Below are 17861 nucleotides of genomic sequence, written 5' to 3'. Positions count from 1 at the left end.
GCAGGCATGCAAGCTTTTTTGGACATTTTCGACATCTATCTGCTGGAGGCCGTGATCAACGGCATCCTGCTCGGCGGCGTGCTGGCACTGCTCGCGCTCGGGCTCAATCTGATCTTTGGCGTCATCGACGTGACCTGGATCTGCTACGCAGAGCTGGTGATGATCGGCATGTACGCCATGTATTTCATGGTGCAGTATTACGGCCTCAGCTATTTCGTCGCCGCGCCGCTCACCATCCTGCTGGTCGCGGTGCTTGGCGCGGCGCTGCATTACCTCGTGATCGCACCATTGCTGACGGCGCCGCCGATCAACCAGCTGCTCGCCACCGGCGGCGTGCTGTTCGTGCTCCAGAGCTTTGCCACCGTCGCCTTCGGCATCGACTTCCGCAATCTCGGCATCCGCCTGCCGGTGCTCGCCTTTGGCGACATGAATTTCAGCTACGCGCGACTTCTGTCCTTCCTGGCGGCGCTGGTCGGCATGGTCGCGGTCTATCTGTTCATGACGCGGACCTTCACCGGCACCGCGATCCGCGCTATCTCGCAGGACCGGCAGATCATGGCGCTGATGGGCGTCGACACCAGGCGGATCTATCTCGTCACGTCGGCGTTGGGCGGTGCCCTGGCCGGGCTCGCGGCTTGTCTTCTTGTGCTGCAATATGACGTGCATCCGTTCGTCGGCCTGTCCTTCGGGCCAATCACCTTCCTCATTTGCGTGCTCGGGGGCCTGGGCAATTTCATCGGAGGCTTCATCGCCGCCTTCGTGTTCGCCGAGATCATCTCGCTCGGCGGCCTGTTCTCCGATCTCGAATGGGGTTACGTGCTCGCCTTCGCCTTCTTCATCGTCATGATGTTCATCCGGCCCGCGGGCCTGCTTGCGAGGCGCCGATGATGGGGCAGGGGCGGCTTGCAGCATGGGCGGTGGGGCTGGCGGCGCTGGTCGCGCTGCCCTTCCTCTATCGCGACCCCTATCATCTGCACATCCTGGTGCTGATCCTGATCTGGTCGTTCGCCTACACGTCCTGGTCGATGATGGGACGGTTCGGCCTGGTCTCGCTCGGCCATGGCGGCTTCATGGGGATCGGCGCCTATGTCACCGCGCTGCTGTGGAATCATCTGGGCTGGTCACCCTGGATCGGCATTCCCATCAGCATGGTTGCGGCGGGTGCGCTGGCGCTGATCGTCGGCTATCCCTGCTTCCGCTTCCGCATCACCGGACATTATTTCGTGCTGGTGACGCTGGCGCTGTCAGGCATCGTGCTCCAGGTCATCACGGCGACACGTGACTATACCGGCGGCTCGCTCGGCCTTACGCCGAATCGCGCCTCCGGCAACAAGCTGCTGGCGCTGCAATTCGACGACAAGACGACCTGGTATCTGATCGCGCTCGGGGTCTGGCTTTTCGGCATCGTGGTCTGGCACTGGGTCGACCGCAGCATGGCCCGCTATGCGCTGGAGGCGATCTCGGAGGACGAGGATGCCGCGGCCGCGGCAGGCGTCGACGTCACCGCCGAAAAGCTGAAGATCACGCTACTCAGTGCCGTGATGACGGCGCTCGCCGGCGCAATCTACTGCCAGTACCAGATGTTCATCACCCCAGACACCGTCAGCGGCATCGCGGTGTCGCTCCAGATGGTGTTCGCGGCCATCGTCGGCGGCCTGTTCGTCTCGCTCGGCCCGACCTTTGGCGCTGTCATCACCATTCTGCTGGCGGAAACCCTGCGGATCGGCTTCGGCACCAAGGCGGTCGGCTGGGACAACCTCGTCTATGGCGTGCTGCTGGTCCTTTTCATCATATTCCTTCCCAAGGGCATCCTTGGTAGCCTGCTCGACCGATTGAAGCCGCAACGCAAGGTGCCCCGCGCTCATGAGCAAGAAGCCGTCCAAATCGCTCGCCCAGGAACTTGACCGCTACATCACGCCGTTCCGCTACGACGGATCGGGCAAGTTTCACCTCAAGGATTACAAGACCAACGAGAAGGGCGATCTCGACAAGGAGAAGGCGCAGGAGATTCTCGACGCCAACAAGAAGCGGATGATCGAGTTTCAGGAGAAGCTCTACGCCCAGGACCGCTGGTCGGTGCTGATCGTGTTCCAGGCCATGGACGCCGGCGGCAAGGATAGTGCGATCAAGGCGATCTTCGAGGGCATCAATCCGCAGGGCTGCGAGGTCCATGCTTTCAAGGCGCCGAGCACCAAGGAACTCGATCACGATTTCCTCTGGCGCCACGCGATCGCGCTGCCCGAGCGCGGCCATATCGGCATCTTCAACCGCTCCCATTACGAGGAGTGCCTGGTCACGCGGGTGCACCCGGAGATTCTTGCCAGGCAGAAGCTGCCGCAAAGGCTCGTCACCAAGAACATCTGGAAGGAGCGGTTCGAGGACATCTCCGCTTTCGAGCGCCATCTCAGCCGCAACGGCACGGTGGTTCTGAAATTCTTCCTCAATCTATCCAAGGAGGAACAGCGCGAGCGCTTCCTTGAGCGGCTCGAGGAGCCGGCCAAGCAGTGGAAGTTCTCGATGGACGACATCAAGGAGCGCGCGCTGTGGCCGCGCTACCAGGCGGTCTATCAGGACATCGTCCGGCATACGGCAACGTCGCACGCGCCCTGGTATGTCGTGCCGGCCGACCACAAATGGTTCGCGCGCGTCGTGATCGGCTCGGCGATCGTCGCGGCGCTCGAAAAGCTGGACCTGCGCTTTCCCCGCGCCGACAAGGCCTCACTTGGCGAATTCGACGAGGTGCGCAAGGCGCTGGAGCGCGAGGGGAAGGGGAGCGGGAAGCGGTAAGTTGCCGCGGTCTCCTCGGGAATGTTGCGGAACTGCACGGACTCGATCGGCGCGAAGTCGACGACGAAGACGATCTTCTCCTTCGGCAGCCGCATCACCAGCGAATTGTCGGAATGGTTGCGGCCGACATAGTTCAGCTCCAGCGTGGTTCCGCCGAGCGTGATGCTCTTCTTGTCGTCGATCACCTGGTCCGGCATCACGACATCGGCGAGCAGCGAATTCTGCTTCTTCAACTCGAGCAGGCGCTCCTTGGTCCGCCGGTGCGCGATGAAGGTGGCATCGAGATCCTTGAAGGGCTGGCCGCCGGCGACGTGATCGTAGTGGTGGTGGCTGTAAATGACGTATTTGATCGGCTTGTCGGTGACGGCCTTGATGGCGTCGATATAGGGCTTTGCCGGACGCAAATACGAGATCGGGTCGGTCGCGATCGCGCCCTGCGGCGTCACGATGAACATCGACTGATGACCGCCATAGCGGAAGACGTAGACGTTCTAGGTGCCGTCGACCTTCTTGGTCGAGGTCTGCGGCGGGGTCTGCGCGAAGGCTGATCCAGTCAGGAGGGCCGCGACAGCGGCGATGCAAAGTAATGCCTTCATGTCTGGCTTTCTGGAAATGGATGGAATGCGGAAGGCGGATGGACTGTCTGACACAAACGCGGCAGGAGGGAATTTATTCCCTGATCCATTGCGACCGATCTTTCGCGGCGGGAGGGAACACGTCCGCAAATGTGATACCGGCACCATTGATCCTGCTTGACAGTCTTATGTCACGGGAGGAGCATGGCGTTGGTCGCAAACAAGCGACGCGTCGTCCACCTCAGAGCAAGGGGAGGTCTATGACTCCACCTCCGCAGATCCAGCCGCGTTAAGTGCGATGGAGCTCGTTCGGACTATCGCATAGCGGCAGAAACCGCGAACGGCACGCCGGGTCAAGGTTTAGCGGGCTGCATCAGTGAGGCAAAGCCCCTACCTTCCCGGCGCCTGTATTTTGCATCACACCGATCATGTCGGATGGCCGTGATGCGGCCGCCGTGACAGGCGCTTTGACATCCTGCTTTCTCCTCCTCCTCGCCGTCATTCCGGGCCGACTCCCGGAATGACGGGAGGGTTTTGTTGTGCGCATCGCCCATCGGTTGATGTTCGGCTCGTGCGGAGCCGACGGTTCCCGTTCCTGCATTGCGGCAAATGCCAAGAGAATGTCGCCTCGTTGGCCAACTTCCGACACAGCGTCGGGGCGAATAGCGTCGATACGACATGACGCAGTGCTTCGGCGGCGACAGTCCCGACTCCGCCGGCGCATGCATTTTTCCAGGGAATCCTCGTGTCGCACAAGCTTGCCCCGGCGTTCCTCGCCGTTCTCTTCATCGCGATCTCGTCTCTTTCCACCGTCCGCGCCGAGCCGCCTGCCGCCAACAGTGCTGCCGTACTGTCGCCGGAGCAAGCCAAGCGTGCGCTGGAGACGCTCCAGGACGACAAAAAGCGTGCGCAGATGATCGATACGCTGCGCGTGATCGCGAATGCGCCCGGTCAGCAGCAGCCAGTGCCCGCCGCGCCCGAGCAGAAATCGCCGATCCCGCTCTCGGCCGACGGCCTCGGGGCACAGCTCCTGCTCACGGTGTCGGAAGAGATCGGCGAGATCTCGCGCGAGATCGCCGACGTGGCGCGGACGCTGACGCATTTCCCCGCCTTCTATTACTGGATCGTACGGACCGCCAACGATCCCGCCGCCTACAACCTCCTGATCGAGATCGCGTGGAAGCTCGCGCTGGTGCTCGGCTGCGCCATTGCGGCGGAGTGGGTGATCTTCCGCGCGATCCGGCGTCCAGTCGCATTCCTGGAAGGACGCGTCCCGCAAACCGCGCGTCTGCCGGCGCAGGTGCTGCCCATCGCCGATCCGCCGTCATCGGTCGCCGATGTCACGCCCGCGCCCGAACTGCACAAGCGCCGCCACAGTCTCGCACGTGTCTGGCAATTGCTGCTGCGGCTGCCCTTCGTGCTCGGGCGTCTCCTGCTCGAGCTGCTTCCCGTGTTCGTTTTCATCGGTGTCGCAACCGCACTGCTCGGCACGGAGATCGGCGATCCCGCAACCGTCCGCCTCGTGATCCTCGCCGTCGTCAATGCCTATGCGTTCTCGCGCGGGCTCATCTGCGTCGTCCGCGCGCTGGCGGGGCCGTTTGGCCTCGTTCCGGTTCGGGCAGAGACTGCGGCCTATATCGAGATCTGGGCGCGGCGCATCGTCGGCGTCGGCGTCTCCGGCATCGCCTTCGCCAATGTGGCGCTGCTGCTCGGCCTGCATCGTGCCGGCTATGCGGCGCTGCTGCGCATGGTGATGCTGGTAGTGCATCTCTTCGTCGTCGTCATCATCCTGCAATGCCGCCGCCAGGTCGCCGAAGCCATCCGCGCGCCGGCGGAGCGGCAGGGGATTGCGGCGCGCCTGCGCAACCGCATTGCCGGCGGTTGGCACTATCTCGCCATCGCGCTCGACCTCGCGTTGTGGGCGGTGTGGGCGCTCAACATCCGCAATGGCTATTCACTGCTGCTGCAATATTTCGTCGGCACCGTCGTGGTGGCGCTGATCACGCGCGTCGCCATCATGGTGACGATGAGTCTGATCGACCGCGGCTTCCGCATCAAGCCGGAGATCCTCCAGCGCTTTCCGGGCCTCGAGACCCGCGCCAACCGCTATCTGCCGCTGCTGCGCAAGATCGTATCCAGCGTGATCGCGTTCATCGGCTTCGTGGCCGTGCTCGAAGTCTGGGGCGTCGACGCCATCGTCTGGTTCTATGGAGGTCAGATCGGCAGCCGGCTGATTTCGGCGGTGGCGACCATCGGCATCGCTGTGCTCATTGCTGCCGCCATCTGGGAAGCCAGCAACGCGCTGCTGGATCGCCAGATCAATACGCTGTCACGCGACGGGCACTACGCCCGCGCGGCGCGCCTGCGCACCTTCCAGCCGATGCTGCGAACGGCGCTGCTCTGCCTGATCGCCACCGTCGTAGGCCTCACCGCGCTGAGCGAGATCGGCGTCAACGTCGCGCCGCTGCTGGCCGGCGCCGGCATCGTCGGCATTGCCATCGGCTTCGGCTCGCAAAAGCTGGTGCAGGATCTCATCACCGGCCTGTTCCTGCTGCTGGAGAACACGGTCCAGGTCGGCGATAACGTCAGCGTCTCCGGCCTCTCCGGCGTGGTCGAGAACGTCTCGATCCGCACCATTCGTCTGCGCGCAGGCGACGGCGCGGTGCACATCGTGCCGTTCAGCGCGGTCACGACCATCACCAATGCCAGCCGCGGCGCCGGCAATGCATCCGTCAGCGTCAATGTTGCCTACAAGGAAGACACCGACCGCGCCGGCCAGATCCTCAAGGACATCGTCGACGAGATGCGCCGCGAGCCGGAGTTTCGCGCGGCCATTCGCGGCGACCTCGAGCTGTGGGGCATCGACAAGGTCGATGGTGCCATGGTGTCGATCGTCGGCCAGATCCGCTGCACGGAGGCCGGCCGCTGGCCGGTCCAGCGCGAATTCAACCGCCGCATGAAGCTGCGCTTCCAGCAGAACGGCATCGAGGTCGCATCCCCGGTCCAGACCATCCTGATGCAGATCGCGCCGCCGGCTGATAGCGCCGCCAATCTGGCCCCGCGGCGGGCGGCTGGTTAGCGCTCGGCATAATTTCCAGCTTGCCTCTGCCCGCCCGGCAGCGTTCACTCCGGCCCCAGCCCGCTGACAACATGCGGGCGATGAAAAAGGGTGGATGGAATGCCGGGTGTGTGGGCTGTACTACGCGGTCATGTGATCGTCATTTGCGCATTGATCGGATGCGCGGCGTGGGCCGTGCCGGCCGGCGCCCAGCCGTTCCCGTCGCGCCCCATCACCCTCGTGGTACCGTTCGCGGCGGGCGGCCCGACCGACACACTGGCGCGGATCCTGTCCGAGCGGATCGCCGCTCAGCTGCACACGACCGTCGTGGTCGAGAACGTGGCCGGTGCCTCCGGCAGCATTGCGGGCGCCCGCGTCGCGCGCGCGACGCCTGACGGCACGACGATCACGATCGGCCATTGGGGCACGCATGTGCTGAACGGCGCGATCTTCAAGCTGCCCTATGACGTGATCGCCGAGTTCGAGCCGGTCGCGACGATCGCGATGGGAACGCAGCTGATCGTTGGCCGGAAGTCGCTCGAGGCCAACAATCTGAAAGAGATGATTGCGTGGCTGAAGGCCAACCCCGGCAAGGCCACCGCCGGGACGGCTGGCGCGGGAACGGGCGCGCATGTAGCCGGCGTCTTCTTCAAGGAGAAGACCGGCACCGACTTCCAGTTCGTGCCTTATCGCGGCGCCGGCCCCGCCATGATCGATCTCGTCGCCGGCCAGATCGACATCATGTTCGACCAGGCCTCGAACTCGCTGCCGCAATACAAGAACGGAGCGATCAAGGCGTTTGCGGTGACGTCGCCGACCCGGCTCGCGTCCGCGCCTGATATCCCGACCGTCGACGAGGCGGGCCTGCCCGGTCTCTACATCTCCTACTGGCACGGCATCTGGGCACCGAAGAACACGCCGAAGGAGACCGTCACAAAGCTCAACGCGGCCATCGTCGCCGTGCTTGCCGATCCCTTTGTCAAGCAGCGTTTCGCCGAATTGGGGCAGGAGATTCCGCCGGTCGACCAGCAATCGCCTTCGGCGCTCGGCGCATTCCAGAAGGCGGAGACCGAGAAATGGTGGCCGATCGTGAAAGCCGCCGACATCAAGCCCGAGTAGTCCTGCTACGTTAATCCCTTCTCGTGCGCAAATGCCGGCTTTTCGCGAAATCTCGCTGCGGTGCGAGATCACAATCGAGCCTTGAGTCTCTACGTCCTTGATCTCAGGTGAGCACTGGCCGACAATGCTTGCAGTTCAATAAGAAACTCCCTGGGGGAATTCGTGAATAGACCTGCTCGGGTCAGCGCCCAATCTACATCATCCGACCCCGCTCACGGCATGACGCTGCTGCGCGATCCCTTGCTCAACAAGGGCACCGCCTTCACGGAAGCGGAGCGCGACGCGCTTGGCTTGCGCGGGCTGCTGCCGCCTTGCGTGCTGACGATGGAGACGCAGGTCGAGCGCGTGCTGACCAATCTGCGCACGCTGCCGACGGACCTGGAGAAATACGTCGCGCTGAATGCGCTGCATGACCGCAACGAGGCGCTGTTCTTCCGCGTCGTCGTCGACAATATCGACGAGATCCAGCCGATCATCTACACGCCGACGGTCGGGCTCGCCTGCCAGAAATACGGCCTGATCTTCCAGCGGCCGCGCGGCATGTTCATCTCATCGCGCGATCGCGGCCAGATCGCCGAGATCCTGGAGAACTGGCCCTATCCGGCCAAGCTGATCGTCGTGACCGATGGCGAACGCATCCTCGGGCTGGGCGATCTCGGCGCCAACGGCATGGGCATCCCGGTCGGAAAGCTCTCACTCTATTCAGCCTGCGCCGGCGTGCATCCCGAGCATTGCCTGCCGATCGTGCTCGACGTCGGCACCAACAACGAAGAGCTCTTGAACGATCCCTATTATCTGGGCTTGCGCGAGCGGCGGCTCACCGGCGAGGCCTATGACAGCTTCGTCGACGAGTTCATGCAGGCTGCGCGAAAGACGTTTCCGGGCGTGCTGATCCAGTTCGAGGATTTCGCCAATCACTCGGCGTTCAAGCTGCTGCACAAATATCGGGACGAGGCCTGCGTCTTCAACGACGACATCCAGGGCACCGCGGCCGTGGCACTCGCCGGCCTGTTCTCGGCGCTGCGCGTCAATGGCGGCAAGCTCAAGGATCAGCGCATCCTGTTCCTCGGTGCGGGCGAGGCGGCAACCGGCATCGCCGATCTCGTCGTCTCCGCCATGATGGCGGAGGGGATTTCCGAGGCGGAAGCTCTCCGGCGCAACTGGCTGGTGGATTCCCGCGGCCTCGTCGTCGGCGGCCGTGACGGCCTTTCTGGCCATAAGCTGCGCTATGCCCATGCCGGCCAGGCGCCGATCGCCGATTTCCTCACCGCGATCAAGACGCTGAAGCCGACGGCGATCATCGGTGTCGCCGCGGTCGGCGGCGCCTTCACTCCCGAGGTGCTCAAGGCGATGGCCGCGCTCAACGAGCAGCCGATCGTGTTCGCGCTCTCCAACCCGACCTCGAAGGCGGAATGCTCGGCCGAGGACGCCTACCGCTATACCGAGGGCCGCGCATTGTTCGCCTGCGGCAGTCCCTATGATCCGGTGACGCTCAACGGCCGCACCTTCGTGCCGCGCCAGGGCAACAACTCCTACATCTTCCCCGGCGTCGGCCTCGGCGTCATCGCCAGCCGCTCGCGCCTGGTGACGGACGAGATGTTCATGGCGGCCGCCCATACGCTCGCCGATTGCGTTGGCAAGGAGGACCTCGCGCAGGGCAGCCTCTATCCGGCACTCCCTCGCATTCGCGAGGTCTCGGCCCGCATCGCCGTTGCGGTGGCAGACGTCGCCTACCAGCGCGGTCTCGCCGACGGACCGGCTCCCAACGACGTGAAGGGCCTGGTCCAGTCCCAGATGTACGAGCCGCAGTATTGAGGCTCACAACTTCAGCCGAACGTGTGGAGGCAGCCCTCACCCCAACCCTCTCCCCGTAAGAACGGGGCGAGGGAGTGCAGTGGCGCGTCCCTTACATCGATAGCAGCCAGATAGTTCGCGGTGACGCTTCTTAACCTCTCCCCCGCTCTTTGCGGGGAGAGGTCGGATCGCGTGAGCGATCCGGGTGAGGGGCAAGGCACGCTGCTGGCCAAAATCGAAAGTTTACCCGTCTCGTCAGGCCGGCCCACGACACCATTTTAGGTGGAATCGCCGTTGCGCGGCGCGGCCGCATATGCGACGATCTGTAGCGTTACAAGAAACTCAATCCGCAAGGTCAGATGCCATGGACGATCGTTTGCCCGAACTGGGCGACCTCGAGCACGAGGTCATGCAATTGGTTTGGGCCCATGGTCCCGTTACGGCCGAGGTCGTGCGCGAGCGGCTGTCGCGGCGTCTGAAGGAATCCACCGTCCGCACGGTGCTGCGCCGGCTGGAAGAAAAGGGCTATGCTCGGCACACCGTGGACGGACGCACCTATGTCTACCACGCTGCGGAAGAGCGCGCGCGGGTCGCGGCCAAGGCGGTGCAGCGTATCGTCGACTGGTTCTGCAACGGCTCGATGGAGGAAGTCCTCGTCGGCATGGTGGACAATGCGATGCTCGACCAGCAGCAGCTGCGTACACTGGCCGACCAGGTGGCCAAGGCGAAGAAGGCGAGGGGAGTGAAGAAAGAATGATCGCAACTCTGGCTGAGGCGGCGCTACGCTCCTTCGTGCTGGGAGGCGTCGTCTGGTTCGGTCTCAACCTGTTTCGCGTGCGCAATCCGCACGTCCAAATGACGGCGTGGGTCGTCGTGCTGCTGGCATCGCTGGCGATGCCCTTCGTGATGCATTGGCCGACGCTGACGATCACCCGGATGCCTCTGCCGGTATCCGTGCCGGATGATTTCCTGCCGGCCGACATCTCGATGCTGGAGGCCCCGCAACCCGCGCTGCCGATTCCGCCGGGCGCGGCTGTCGTGGCGCCGGCAAAAGCTGTTGTATCGATCAATTGGTGGCTGGTCGCCACCATCGTCTATGCCGGCGTCGCCGGCGCGTTGCTGCTGCGGCTGGCCATCGGTCTCTGCCTGACCTGGCGTCTGGCGCGCGCGGCAAGGCCGATGAGCGGCCCGCAGCTGATCGACGCCGACGTGCGCGTCAGCCGCGAGGTCGGCGGTCCCGTCACGTTCGGCTCGACCATTCTGGTGCCGCCGCAGTTCTCCGGCTGGGATGCGAAGAAGCGCCTCGCGGTGCTCGCGCATGAGGGCGCGCATGTCGCCAATCGCGATTTCTACATCCTGCTGCTTGCCTCGCTCAACCGTGCAGTGTTCTGGTTCAGTCCGTTCTCGTGGTGGCAGCTCGCGCGTCTCGCCGAGCTCGCCGAGATCATCAGCGACGCCGAGGCGATCGAAGTCATCGACGACCGGTGGTCCTATGCCGAAATCCTGCTCGATGTTGCAACCAGCGCAAATCCGCGGCCGGTGGAGCTCGCGATGGCGCGGGTATCGACCGTGCGCGCACGCGTCGAGCGCATCATCGCGGCCGCCGCCATGCCCGTCGCGGTCGGCTGGCGCAAGCGGCTGTGGATCGCGGCCGCGATCATTCCGGCTGTGATCGTGTCCGCCGGCATGATCGCCTATCGCACCCCGGACCCCGCACCCGTCGCTGCGGAAACCGGCGAGGTGCCGGCCCAGCACTACCGCCCCTTCGTCAATTTCTACGCCATGGGTCCTGCCTCGGTGTTCGCCATCTTCCGTGAGGGCGACGACCTCTACGGCCAGCTCACCGGACAGCGCAGGTTGCGCCTGACGGTTGGCAGTGACGGCATCGCGGCCTACGCGGCCTCGTCCGGCGAGATCACGTTCCCGCTCGATGCTGAGCGCCGCTCCTCCGAGCTGACGCTGCGTATGAACGGCCACGATATCCGCGCGGTTCGCGTCGCCGAGATGCCGACGGCGGCCGCCGATCCGGCATCGCTCAACCAGTATGTCGGCTGGTACAGGATTGCTCCGAACCGCGTGCTGATGGTGCGGCGTGAGGGTGATCGTCTCCAGGTACAGGAAACCGTGCAGGGCCGGGCCACGCTCCTCGCCGAAGGTGCCGACGTCTTCTCGATCCGTGGCGAGAATCTCCTGATCTTCCTGCGTGACGAGCAATCAAAGGTCTCGCGGGTTCTGGTGCAGAATTCGGTCTTTGGCGCTCGCCTGGCGTCGCGGATCGATGCATCGGTGGCTCAGGCGATCGAGGCGGATTTCGCGCGCCGCCTTGCGGAGGTTCCTGACAGGTTCAGGGAGCAGGTCCCGGTTGCCGGCGGCAAGGAGATGATTCTGCGCGGGATCGAAGATCTGCGTCGCGGCACGCCGAATTACGATCGGATGAGTGCGCCGCTGGCGGCCAAGGTTCACCGGCAGCTCAGTGAATCGCAGGCGACGTTCGTGGCGCTCGGCGCGGTCGAGTCGATCTTCTTCCGCGGCGTCGGCCCCGGCGGCTATGACATCTATGGCGCGAAGTTCGAGAACGGCACGGCCGAATTCCGCCTGATGATAGAGCCCGACGGCAAGGCCGGCGACGTGATCTTCCGGCCGGACGGCAATGACGAGCTCGGCGGTATCGTGCCTTGTTCGGAGGAAGCGCGCGTGCGCGGCCGCGCCGGCACTTCGCCGATCAGGATCATGATCTATAACGAGATCGGCGACGACATCCAGGTCTTCAATCTCGACGCCGATGGCAATCGCAGGATGCAGAGCACCGTCAGGCCCAACGTGTCCTGGGCGTCCACGACCACCGTGAACAATCCCTGGGTGATTGCCGACAAGTCCGGGCGGTGCCTCGAGGTCCTGCTGCCGGGGCGGCAGACACGCTTCCACAATGTCGAAGCGTCGAACATCGGCGCGCGGCCGGGGCGCGCGGCGCGCCGCGCCGTTCCGATCGCCAATGGCGAGGAGATGCTGCGCCGCTATATCGAAGGCGTCGGCAAGGGCCAGCCGGACTACGAACGCATGACGTCAGAGGTGGCCGACATCACGCGTCAGCAGCTTCCGTTCGACCAGGCGATCCTGGCGCGGCTCGGCGCATTGCGCGCGGTTTCGTTTCGTGGCGTCACCGCGCTCGACAGCGACATCTATGTCGCCCAGTTCGCCAACGGCTCGGCGGAATGGCGCATCGGCGTCAGGAATGGCACGATCACGAAGATCGCGCTCGGACCCAATTTCTAGCGGTTCACATCCGCCGCAGGAGTGCCTGCTCAGATTTGTTGTGCTTCTGCGGAGACTGCGGAATGAGACTCGTCGCATCGATGTGGGCGATTCCCGTTGTGCTTTGCCTGTCGGGGATAGCGTTCGCCGATGACCTCGCGACGCCGGGCGATGCAAAAAGCCTGGGGTTCTCGGCCGCGCGTCTGGCGCGGATCGCGCCGTGGTATCAGGCGCGCTTCGATTCTTTCTCGCCGTCGGACGGCCTTTTGCCCGGCGCCGTCGTCGCCATCGCGAAGGGCGGCAAGCCCGCCTATTTGCAGGCCATCGGATTTCAGGACCGCGCCAAGACCGTCCCGATGAAGACGAATTCCATCTTCTGGATCGCCTCGATGTCAAAGCCGGTGGCCAGCGTTGCCGCCATGATTCTGGTGGATGAGGGCAAGCTCGACCTCGATGCTCCCGTCTCGCAATATCTGCCCGAGCTTGCGAACATGCGGGTCGCTTTCCAGAAGACGGACCCGGCGACAGGCGAAATGGACTACGGGCTCGGTCTGCCGAAACCACCAAAACGTCCGATGACGGTTCGCGATCTGTTACGCCATACGTCTGGCCTGATCTATCCGGAGCTCGATTTTGCCTACCCGGAACGGGGCCTTGCCGACGCAGGCGCCGACTTCGGGATCCGGATGATCCATGGGCTCTATGGCTTGAGGGGCGTGCGGAGACGCGACACGACGTTAGCGGATTTCGTGTCCAGCCTCGCCCGTCTGCCGCTCGCGCACGAGCCCGGCGAGGTCCATGAATATGGCTGGAGCGTCGAGGTGCTGAGCCGGGTTGTTGAAGTGGCGTCCGGTCAGCCCTTCGATCAGTTCTTGGAGGGCCGCATCTTTGGGCCGCTGCATATGGTCGACACCGGTTTCTTTGTGCCGAAGGAGAAGCTCGATCGGCTCGTCGATTCTCCCATGCCGGAACGGCCACCGATCTGGGATGTCACGACGCCGCCGAAGTTTTATTCCGGCGACGGCGGACTCGTATCGACCGCGCCCGATTATCTCCGCTTCTGCCAGATGCTGCTGAATGGCGGCGAGCTCGATGGCGTGCGCGTGCTCAGCCCGCGTGCGGTGAAGCAGATGACGACGAACGCGCTGCCATCGGGCGTCAGTATTTTCGGAGGTGACGAGGTTGGCGCCCGCGCCGGAACAACCTTCGGGCTTGGCTTCGCCATCCGCACCGATCCGGTCCAAAGCTGGATACCGGGAGCGGTTGGAAGCTTTTCCTGGGCTGGACATTGGAGCACGTATTTCTGGATCGATCCGGCGGAGCAATTGATCGGCGTACAGATGGTCCAGGCGACGCCCGGCAGCAAAGGGCGCCAGGCGGTGCTGTATTCGGGGATCAATCACCTCGTCTATGGCGCATTGACGATTCCCGAGTCGTCCGCCGTTCCGCCGGCTGTGCCGGTGACCCTGAGCCCGGAAGCGCTCGCCGATTTTGCCGGGACCTATGACTTCGGCGCCACGGTGAGCTCGCGTGACAGGCAGGGCCTGGCCGATGGCAAGACCGGATGGCTTGGAATCGGGAGTTTCGTCGCCATGGAGCAGGAGGGGCTGAGGATCAACAAGCCGAACCTTGGCGGCGGCCCCGCAACCAAGGCCGGTGTGACGGCCGGCGACCTCGTCACTGAAATTGATGGCGCGCCGCTGAAAGGCCTCGCGCTCGCCGATGTCCTGGCCAAGCTGCGAGGGCCAGCCAACACGACGATCAAGATGAAAATCGTCCACAGGGGTCAACGCAGCGCAGGCGATCTCAGCGTCGTAAGAGCCACCCGCCGTGCCAATTCGGTCCAGCTTCAACTTCGCGTCGAGCAAGGCAAGCTCATCGCGGAGGCGACGGGGGCTTGGCCGATCCTCGAATTCGAGAAGGGCAACGCGACGCCGCTCGTGGCGGCATCAAACAACGAATTCACCGTAGACGACGAAGATCATACCCGGATCGCTTTCATCAGGGACGCGGCAGGCAAAGTCTCCGGGCTCATCCTGAATCCGGGGCCTTGGGAGCTGCATGCCAAGAGCGCGCTTGGGCCCAATTTCTAGGACTGCCGCGGGTGCCCGTCTGTCGCGGCTCCCGACTTCTTGACCATAGCGTTTCAATCTCCGCTTGCCGGCGCATGTCCGTAATGCTACGATTTGTAGCATTACGTTTTGTAGCCTAGCGCGACACTGGTCGGCAGGCTCGAAAGAATGGGCGTTCGCCATGAGCAATTCCGCAAAGGCCGCGGCCGTGCTGGCGCTTCATCGTTTCGGGATGGGGCCGCGACCGGGATCACTTGCGGCTGTCGGGACCGACCCGCGCGGCGCGTTGATCGCAGAGCTCGATCGGCCGCTCGCATTGAGCGCTGCCGCCAGCCTTCCCACCAGTGCGAAGGCCTATCGGACAGTGGCCGATGCCAATGCGCGGCGAGCCGCGCGCGCCAAGCAGGCGCAGCAGCAGGCCAAGAAGCAGCAGGTGGCTGCGGTGCCAACTGCTCCGGGTGACCAGGGTCAAGCTCAAGCGCAGACCGAGGGGCAAGCGCCAGCACAGGGCCAGGAGAAGGATGCCGCCGAGATGGCGGCCAAGCAGGCGGCCGATGCCGTTCCCGATCCCGGCCGTCCGATCTACTTGCAGGAAGCCAAGCTGCGCACGGAAGCCGCGCTCGCCGCCGACATCGGCTTCGCCGAGCGGCTGGTGTGGTTCTGGTCGAACCATTTCTGCGTCTCGGCCAACCGGATCCAGAGCATGTCCGGCGCCTATGAACGCGAAGCCGTTCGCGCCAATGCGCTCGGCCGCTTCGTCGATCTCTTGCTGGCCGTCGAAGGCCATCCGGCGATGCTATTCTATCTCGACAATCTCGGCTCGATGGGCGCGAACTCGATCGCCGGCATCAATCGCAGCAGTGGCCTCAACGAGAACTTTGCGCGCGAGATCATGGAGCTGCATACGCTCAGCGTGCGCACCGGCTACACCCAGGACGACGTGATCAGCTTCGCCAACGTGTTGACCGGCTGGACGCTGGTGCCGCCGGGCGCCGATCCCCAGCATGGCGGCGAGTTCACCTTCAATCCGCGGCTGCACGAGCCCGGCGGGCAGACCGTGCTCGGCAAGCGCTACGAGCAGGAAGACGCCGAGCAGGGCCGCGCCGTGCTGCGCGACCTCGCCGCGCATCCGGCGACAGCGACGCATGTCGCGACCAAGCTCGCGCGCCATTTCGTTGCCGACGAGCCGCCGCCGGTTCTGGTCGAGCAGATGGCCAAGACATTTCGCGACACCGAAGGCGATCTCAAGCAGGTCGCGATTTCGATGGTGTCGTCGGACGAAGCGTGGCGCGGGCCGCCGTCAAAGCTGAAGCGTCCCGGCGAATGGGTCGCCGGCATGGTACGCGCGACCGGCATCACGGTCGTCGATCCCGTGCGCTTCACCGGCGGCCAGGAGCTGCTGGGCGAGGCGCTGTGGCGGCCGTCGGCGCCGAAGGGCTATCCGGACGACGAAGCGAGCTGGATCGACGGTATCGGCCGGCGGCTCGACGTCGCCAACAATTTCGCCGAACGCATCACCGGCACCGCGGATCCGCAAGTCATCATCGAGGACGTCTTCGCATCGCAGATCGCGCCCGAGGTGAAGCAGGCGGTCGGACGCGCCGAGAGCCGGCAACAGGCACTGGCGCTATTGTTTATGTCGGCGGATTTTCAGAGGAGGTGAGCATGGGCTTCGTCAATCATTTGCCCACGCGGCGCGAGCTCCTGGTCGGCTCCGGTGCGCTGTTCGCGTGGAGCCAGATGCCGCGGATCGCACGTGCCGAAGGGCGCGATCCGCGCCTGCTCGTGATCGTCCTGCGCGGCGCGCTCGATGGTCTCGGTGCAGTCGCGCCGGTCGGCGATCCCGACTGGGTCGGCTTGCGCGGCGATCGCGCGCTGGTGCTGGACGGCAAGCCGCCGGCACTGCCGCTCGATTCCTTCTTCGCGCTCAATCCGGCGATGCCGAACCTGCATCGGCTCTACAAGACCGGCAAGGCCGCGATCGTCCATGCCACCGCGACGCCCTATCGCGAGCGCTCGCATTTCGATGGCCAGGACGTGCTGGAGAGCGGCATTTCGAAGCCCGGCGTGACCGCTTCGGGATGGCTCAACCGCGCGCTGATCGCGATGGAGTCGGGTGGGCGCGTCGATCCGCGCGGCAGCCGTGCGCTCGGCATCGGCTCGGTGACCCCGTTAGTGGTGCGCGGCTCGGCGCCCGTCATGACATGGGTGCCGCAAAAACTGTTACCGGCGAGCGAGGACACGCAGAACCGCCTGCTCGATCTCTACCAGCACACCGATCCGAAGCTTGCGACCGTGCTCCAGGCGCGCATGAAGCTCGCCTCGCTCGGCGGCGCGCCCGGCACGGGCGATCAGATGTCGGACGATCCTACATTGGTGCCGCCCGGCATTGCGCGCGTGCGCGCCTACTTCGCCGAAGCGGCCGGCACCGCCGCGCGCTATCTCGCCAAGCCCGACGGCCCGCGCGTCGGCGCCATGGGCTTCGTCGGCTGGGATACGCATATCGCCGAAGGCGCGGCCTCGGGCCAGCTCTACAATCTGCTCGGTGCGCTCGATGGCGCCTTTGCGGCGATCGAGACCAACATGGGCGAGGCTTGGCGGGAGACCGTCGTCGCCGTCGTCACCGAGTTCGGGCGCACCGCGCGCGTCAACGGCACCCAAGGTACTGATCACGGCACGGGCACGGTCGCCTTCCTCATTGGCGGCGCGCTCACCGGCGGCCGCGTGATCGCGGACTGGCCGGGACTGAAGTCCGCGCAATTGTTCGAGGATCGCGACCTCAAGCCGACCACCGATCTCCGCGCCGTGCTGAAGGGCCTGCTCAGGGATCATCTGCGCGTCGAGGAGAAGGTGCTGGCGGATGCGGTCTTCCCCGGCAGCGCGGATGTCAAGCCGATGGGAGGCCTCCTCGGCTGACGGCGCAGCCTTCGCAACCGGATCGGGTCCATGATGTGCACATTGACACAACGGGAGCTCGACTTTCTCGCCAGCCTGAAAACCGGCTGGCGGCGGCTCTATCGGCGCGAGCTGATGCGGCTCCTGAAGGGTGACACCGAGGCGAGCGAAGCGCAGCTCGAGACGCACCCGATCGTCTGGCGCGTTGTATCGGGCTGATTTTCGCACGTTTGTCTCGATTCACCTCACTGTGGTGGAATCGTCACAGCTGACGCGAAACGGCGGCGGCCTCAGGCCTGCTTTTGTTCC

Annotated in this window: 12 protein-coding genes and 1 pseudogene; 12 read left to right on the top strand and 1 reads right to left on the bottom strand. The window is 64.6% G+C overall.

What is annotated here, in order from left to right:
- The first annotated feature begins 6 nt into the window (after positions 1 to 6).
- The 3 genes from ACKWRH_RS34540 to ACKWRH_RS34530 are packed head-to-tail and all read left to right on the top strand — an operon-like array spanning position 7 to position 2787.
- Entirely contained in the window at positions 7 to 888 is an 882-nt protein-coding gene (locus ACKWRH_RS34540; protein WP_445217168.1) for a branched-chain amino acid ABC transporter permease, read from the top strand.
- Positions 885 to 1904 carry a branched-chain amino acid ABC transporter permease gene (locus ACKWRH_RS34535; RefSeq protein ID WP_445217167.1) on the top strand — a complete coding sequence of 340 codons (1020 nt, stop codon included), beginning with the start codon at positions 885 to 887 and terminating at the stop codon, positions 1902 to 1904. Before ACKWRH_RS34540 ends, ACKWRH_RS34535 begins: the two co-directional genes overlap by 4 nt.
- Positions 1864 to 2787 (top strand): polyphosphate kinase 2 family protein, encoded by a 924-nt coding sequence (locus tag ACKWRH_RS34530; protein WP_445217166.1) that lies wholly within the window; start codon positions 1864 to 1866, stop codon positions 2785 to 2787. Before ACKWRH_RS34535 ends, ACKWRH_RS34530 begins: the two co-directional genes overlap by 41 nt.
- 47 nt (positions 2788 to 2834) lie before the next feature.
- On the opposite strand, the pseudogene ACKWRH_RS34525 reads toward ACKWRH_RS34530, so the two are convergent.
- Positions 2835 to 3242: pseudogene (locus tag ACKWRH_RS34525) on the bottom strand (MBL fold metallo-hydrolase); the annotation flags it as partial.
- Positions 3243 to 4107: 865 nt separating this feature from the next.
- On the opposite strand from ACKWRH_RS34525, the gene ACKWRH_RS34520 reads away from it, so the two are divergent.
- The 9 genes from ACKWRH_RS34520 to ACKWRH_RS34480 all read left to right on the top strand — a co-directional run bounded on the left by ACKWRH_RS34520 (position 4108) and on the right by ACKWRH_RS34480 (position 17771).
- Positions 4108 to 6441 (top strand): mechanosensitive ion channel domain-containing protein, encoded by a 2334-nt coding sequence (locus tag ACKWRH_RS34520; RefSeq protein WP_445217165.1) that lies wholly within the window; start codon positions 4108 to 4110, stop codon positions 6439 to 6441.
- Positions 6442 to 6540: 99 nt separating this feature from the next.
- Positions 6541 to 7539 carry a tripartite tricarboxylate transporter substrate-binding protein gene (locus ACKWRH_RS34515; RefSeq protein WP_445217164.1) on the top strand — a complete coding sequence of 333 codons (999 nt, stop codon included), beginning with the start codon at positions 6541 to 6543 and terminating at the stop codon, positions 7537 to 7539.
- A 219-nt stretch (positions 7540 to 7758) separates the two neighbouring features.
- Positions 7759 to 9354, top strand: a complete 1596-nt coding sequence (locus ACKWRH_RS34510) for an NAD-dependent malic enzyme (RefSeq protein WP_445222526.1) — start codon at positions 7759 to 7761, stop codon at positions 9352 to 9354.
- 343 nt (positions 9355 to 9697) lie between these two features.
- The gene (locus tag ACKWRH_RS34505; protein ID WP_014493096.1) at positions 9698 to 10090 is read left to right on the top strand and encodes a BlaI/MecI/CopY family transcriptional regulator; all 393 of its coding nucleotides are present in this window, start codon (positions 9698 to 9700) and stop codon (positions 10088 to 10090) included.
- Positions 10087 to 12606 carry a M56 family metallopeptidase gene (locus ACKWRH_RS34500; protein ID WP_445217163.1) on the top strand — a complete coding sequence of 840 codons (2520 nt, stop codon included), beginning with the start codon at positions 10087 to 10089 and terminating at the stop codon, positions 12604 to 12606. Before ACKWRH_RS34505 ends, ACKWRH_RS34500 begins: the two co-directional genes overlap by 4 nt.
- Before the next feature lie 62 nt (positions 12607 to 12668).
- Positions 12669 to 14678: a serine hydrolase gene (locus ACKWRH_RS34495; protein ID WP_445217162.1), complete on the top strand. Its 2010-nt coding sequence runs from the start codon at positions 12669 to 12671 to the stop codon at positions 14676 to 14678.
- A gap of 160 nt (positions 14679 to 14838) precedes the next feature.
- Complete coding sequence (locus ACKWRH_RS34490) at positions 14839 to 16320, top strand: DUF1800 domain-containing protein (protein WP_445217161.1); 1482 nt, start codon at positions 14839 to 14841, stop codon at positions 16318 to 16320.
- Positions 16321 to 16322: 2 nt separating this feature from the next.
- Positions 16323 to 17573: a DUF1501 domain-containing protein gene (locus ACKWRH_RS34485; protein WP_445217160.1), complete on the top strand. Its 1251-nt coding sequence runs from the start codon at positions 16323 to 16325 to the stop codon at positions 17571 to 17573.
- A 30-nt stretch (positions 17574 to 17603) separates the two neighbouring features.
- A complete protein-coding gene (locus ACKWRH_RS34480) occupies positions 17604 to 17771 on the top strand; it encodes a hypothetical protein (protein WP_445217159.1) in 168 nt (55 codons plus the stop codon).
- Positions 17772 to 17861 lie beyond the last annotated feature (90 nt).

This window comes from Bradyrhizobium sp. Pa8, assembly GCF_052588265.1.
This window is presented reverse-complemented; position numbering and strand designations above follow the sequence as displayed.

What these genes read in the sequence shown, in the direction of transcription:
- ACKWRH_RS34495 (WP_445217162.1), top strand. Translation starts at nt 12,669, where the DNA reads ATGAGACTCGTCGCATCGATGTGGGCGATTCCCGTTGTGCTTTGCCTG.
- ACKWRH_RS34505 (WP_014493096.1), top strand. Translation starts at nt 9,698, where the DNA reads ATGGACGATCGTTTGCCCGAACTGGGCGACCTCGAGCACGAGGTCATG.
- ACKWRH_RS34500 (WP_445217163.1), top strand. Translation starts at nt 10,087, where the DNA reads ATGATCGCAACTCTGGCTGAGGCGGCGCTACGCTCCTTCGTGCTGGGA.
- ACKWRH_RS34540 (WP_445217168.1), top strand. Translation starts at nt 7, where the DNA reads ATGCAAGCTTTTTTGGACATTTTCGACATCTATCTGCTGGAGGCCGTG.
- ACKWRH_RS34535 (WP_445217167.1), top strand. Translation starts at nt 885, where the DNA reads ATGATGGGGCAGGGGCGGCTTGCAGCATGGGCGGTGGGGCTGGCGGCG.
- ACKWRH_RS34510 (WP_445222526.1), top strand. Translation starts at nt 7,759, where the DNA reads ATGACGCTGCTGCGCGATCCCTTGCTCAACAAGGGCACCGCCTTCACG.
- ACKWRH_RS34530 (WP_445217166.1), top strand. Translation starts at nt 1,864, where the DNA reads ATGAGCAAGAAGCCGTCCAAATCGCTCGCCCAGGAACTTGACCGCTAC.
- ACKWRH_RS34490 (WP_445217161.1), top strand. Translation starts at nt 14,839, where the DNA reads ATGAGCAATTCCGCAAAGGCCGCGGCCGTGCTGGCGCTTCATCGTTTC.
- ACKWRH_RS34485 (WP_445217160.1), top strand. Translation starts at nt 16,323, where the DNA reads ATGGGCTTCGTCAATCATTTGCCCACGCGGCGCGAGCTCCTGGTCGGC.
- ACKWRH_RS34480 (WP_445217159.1), top strand. Translation starts at nt 17,604, where the DNA reads ATGATGTGCACATTGACACAACGGGAGCTCGACTTTCTCGCCAGCCTG.
- ACKWRH_RS34515 (WP_445217164.1), top strand. Translation starts at nt 6,541, where the DNA reads ATGCCGGGTGTGTGGGCTGTACTACGCGGTCATGTGATCGTCATTTGC.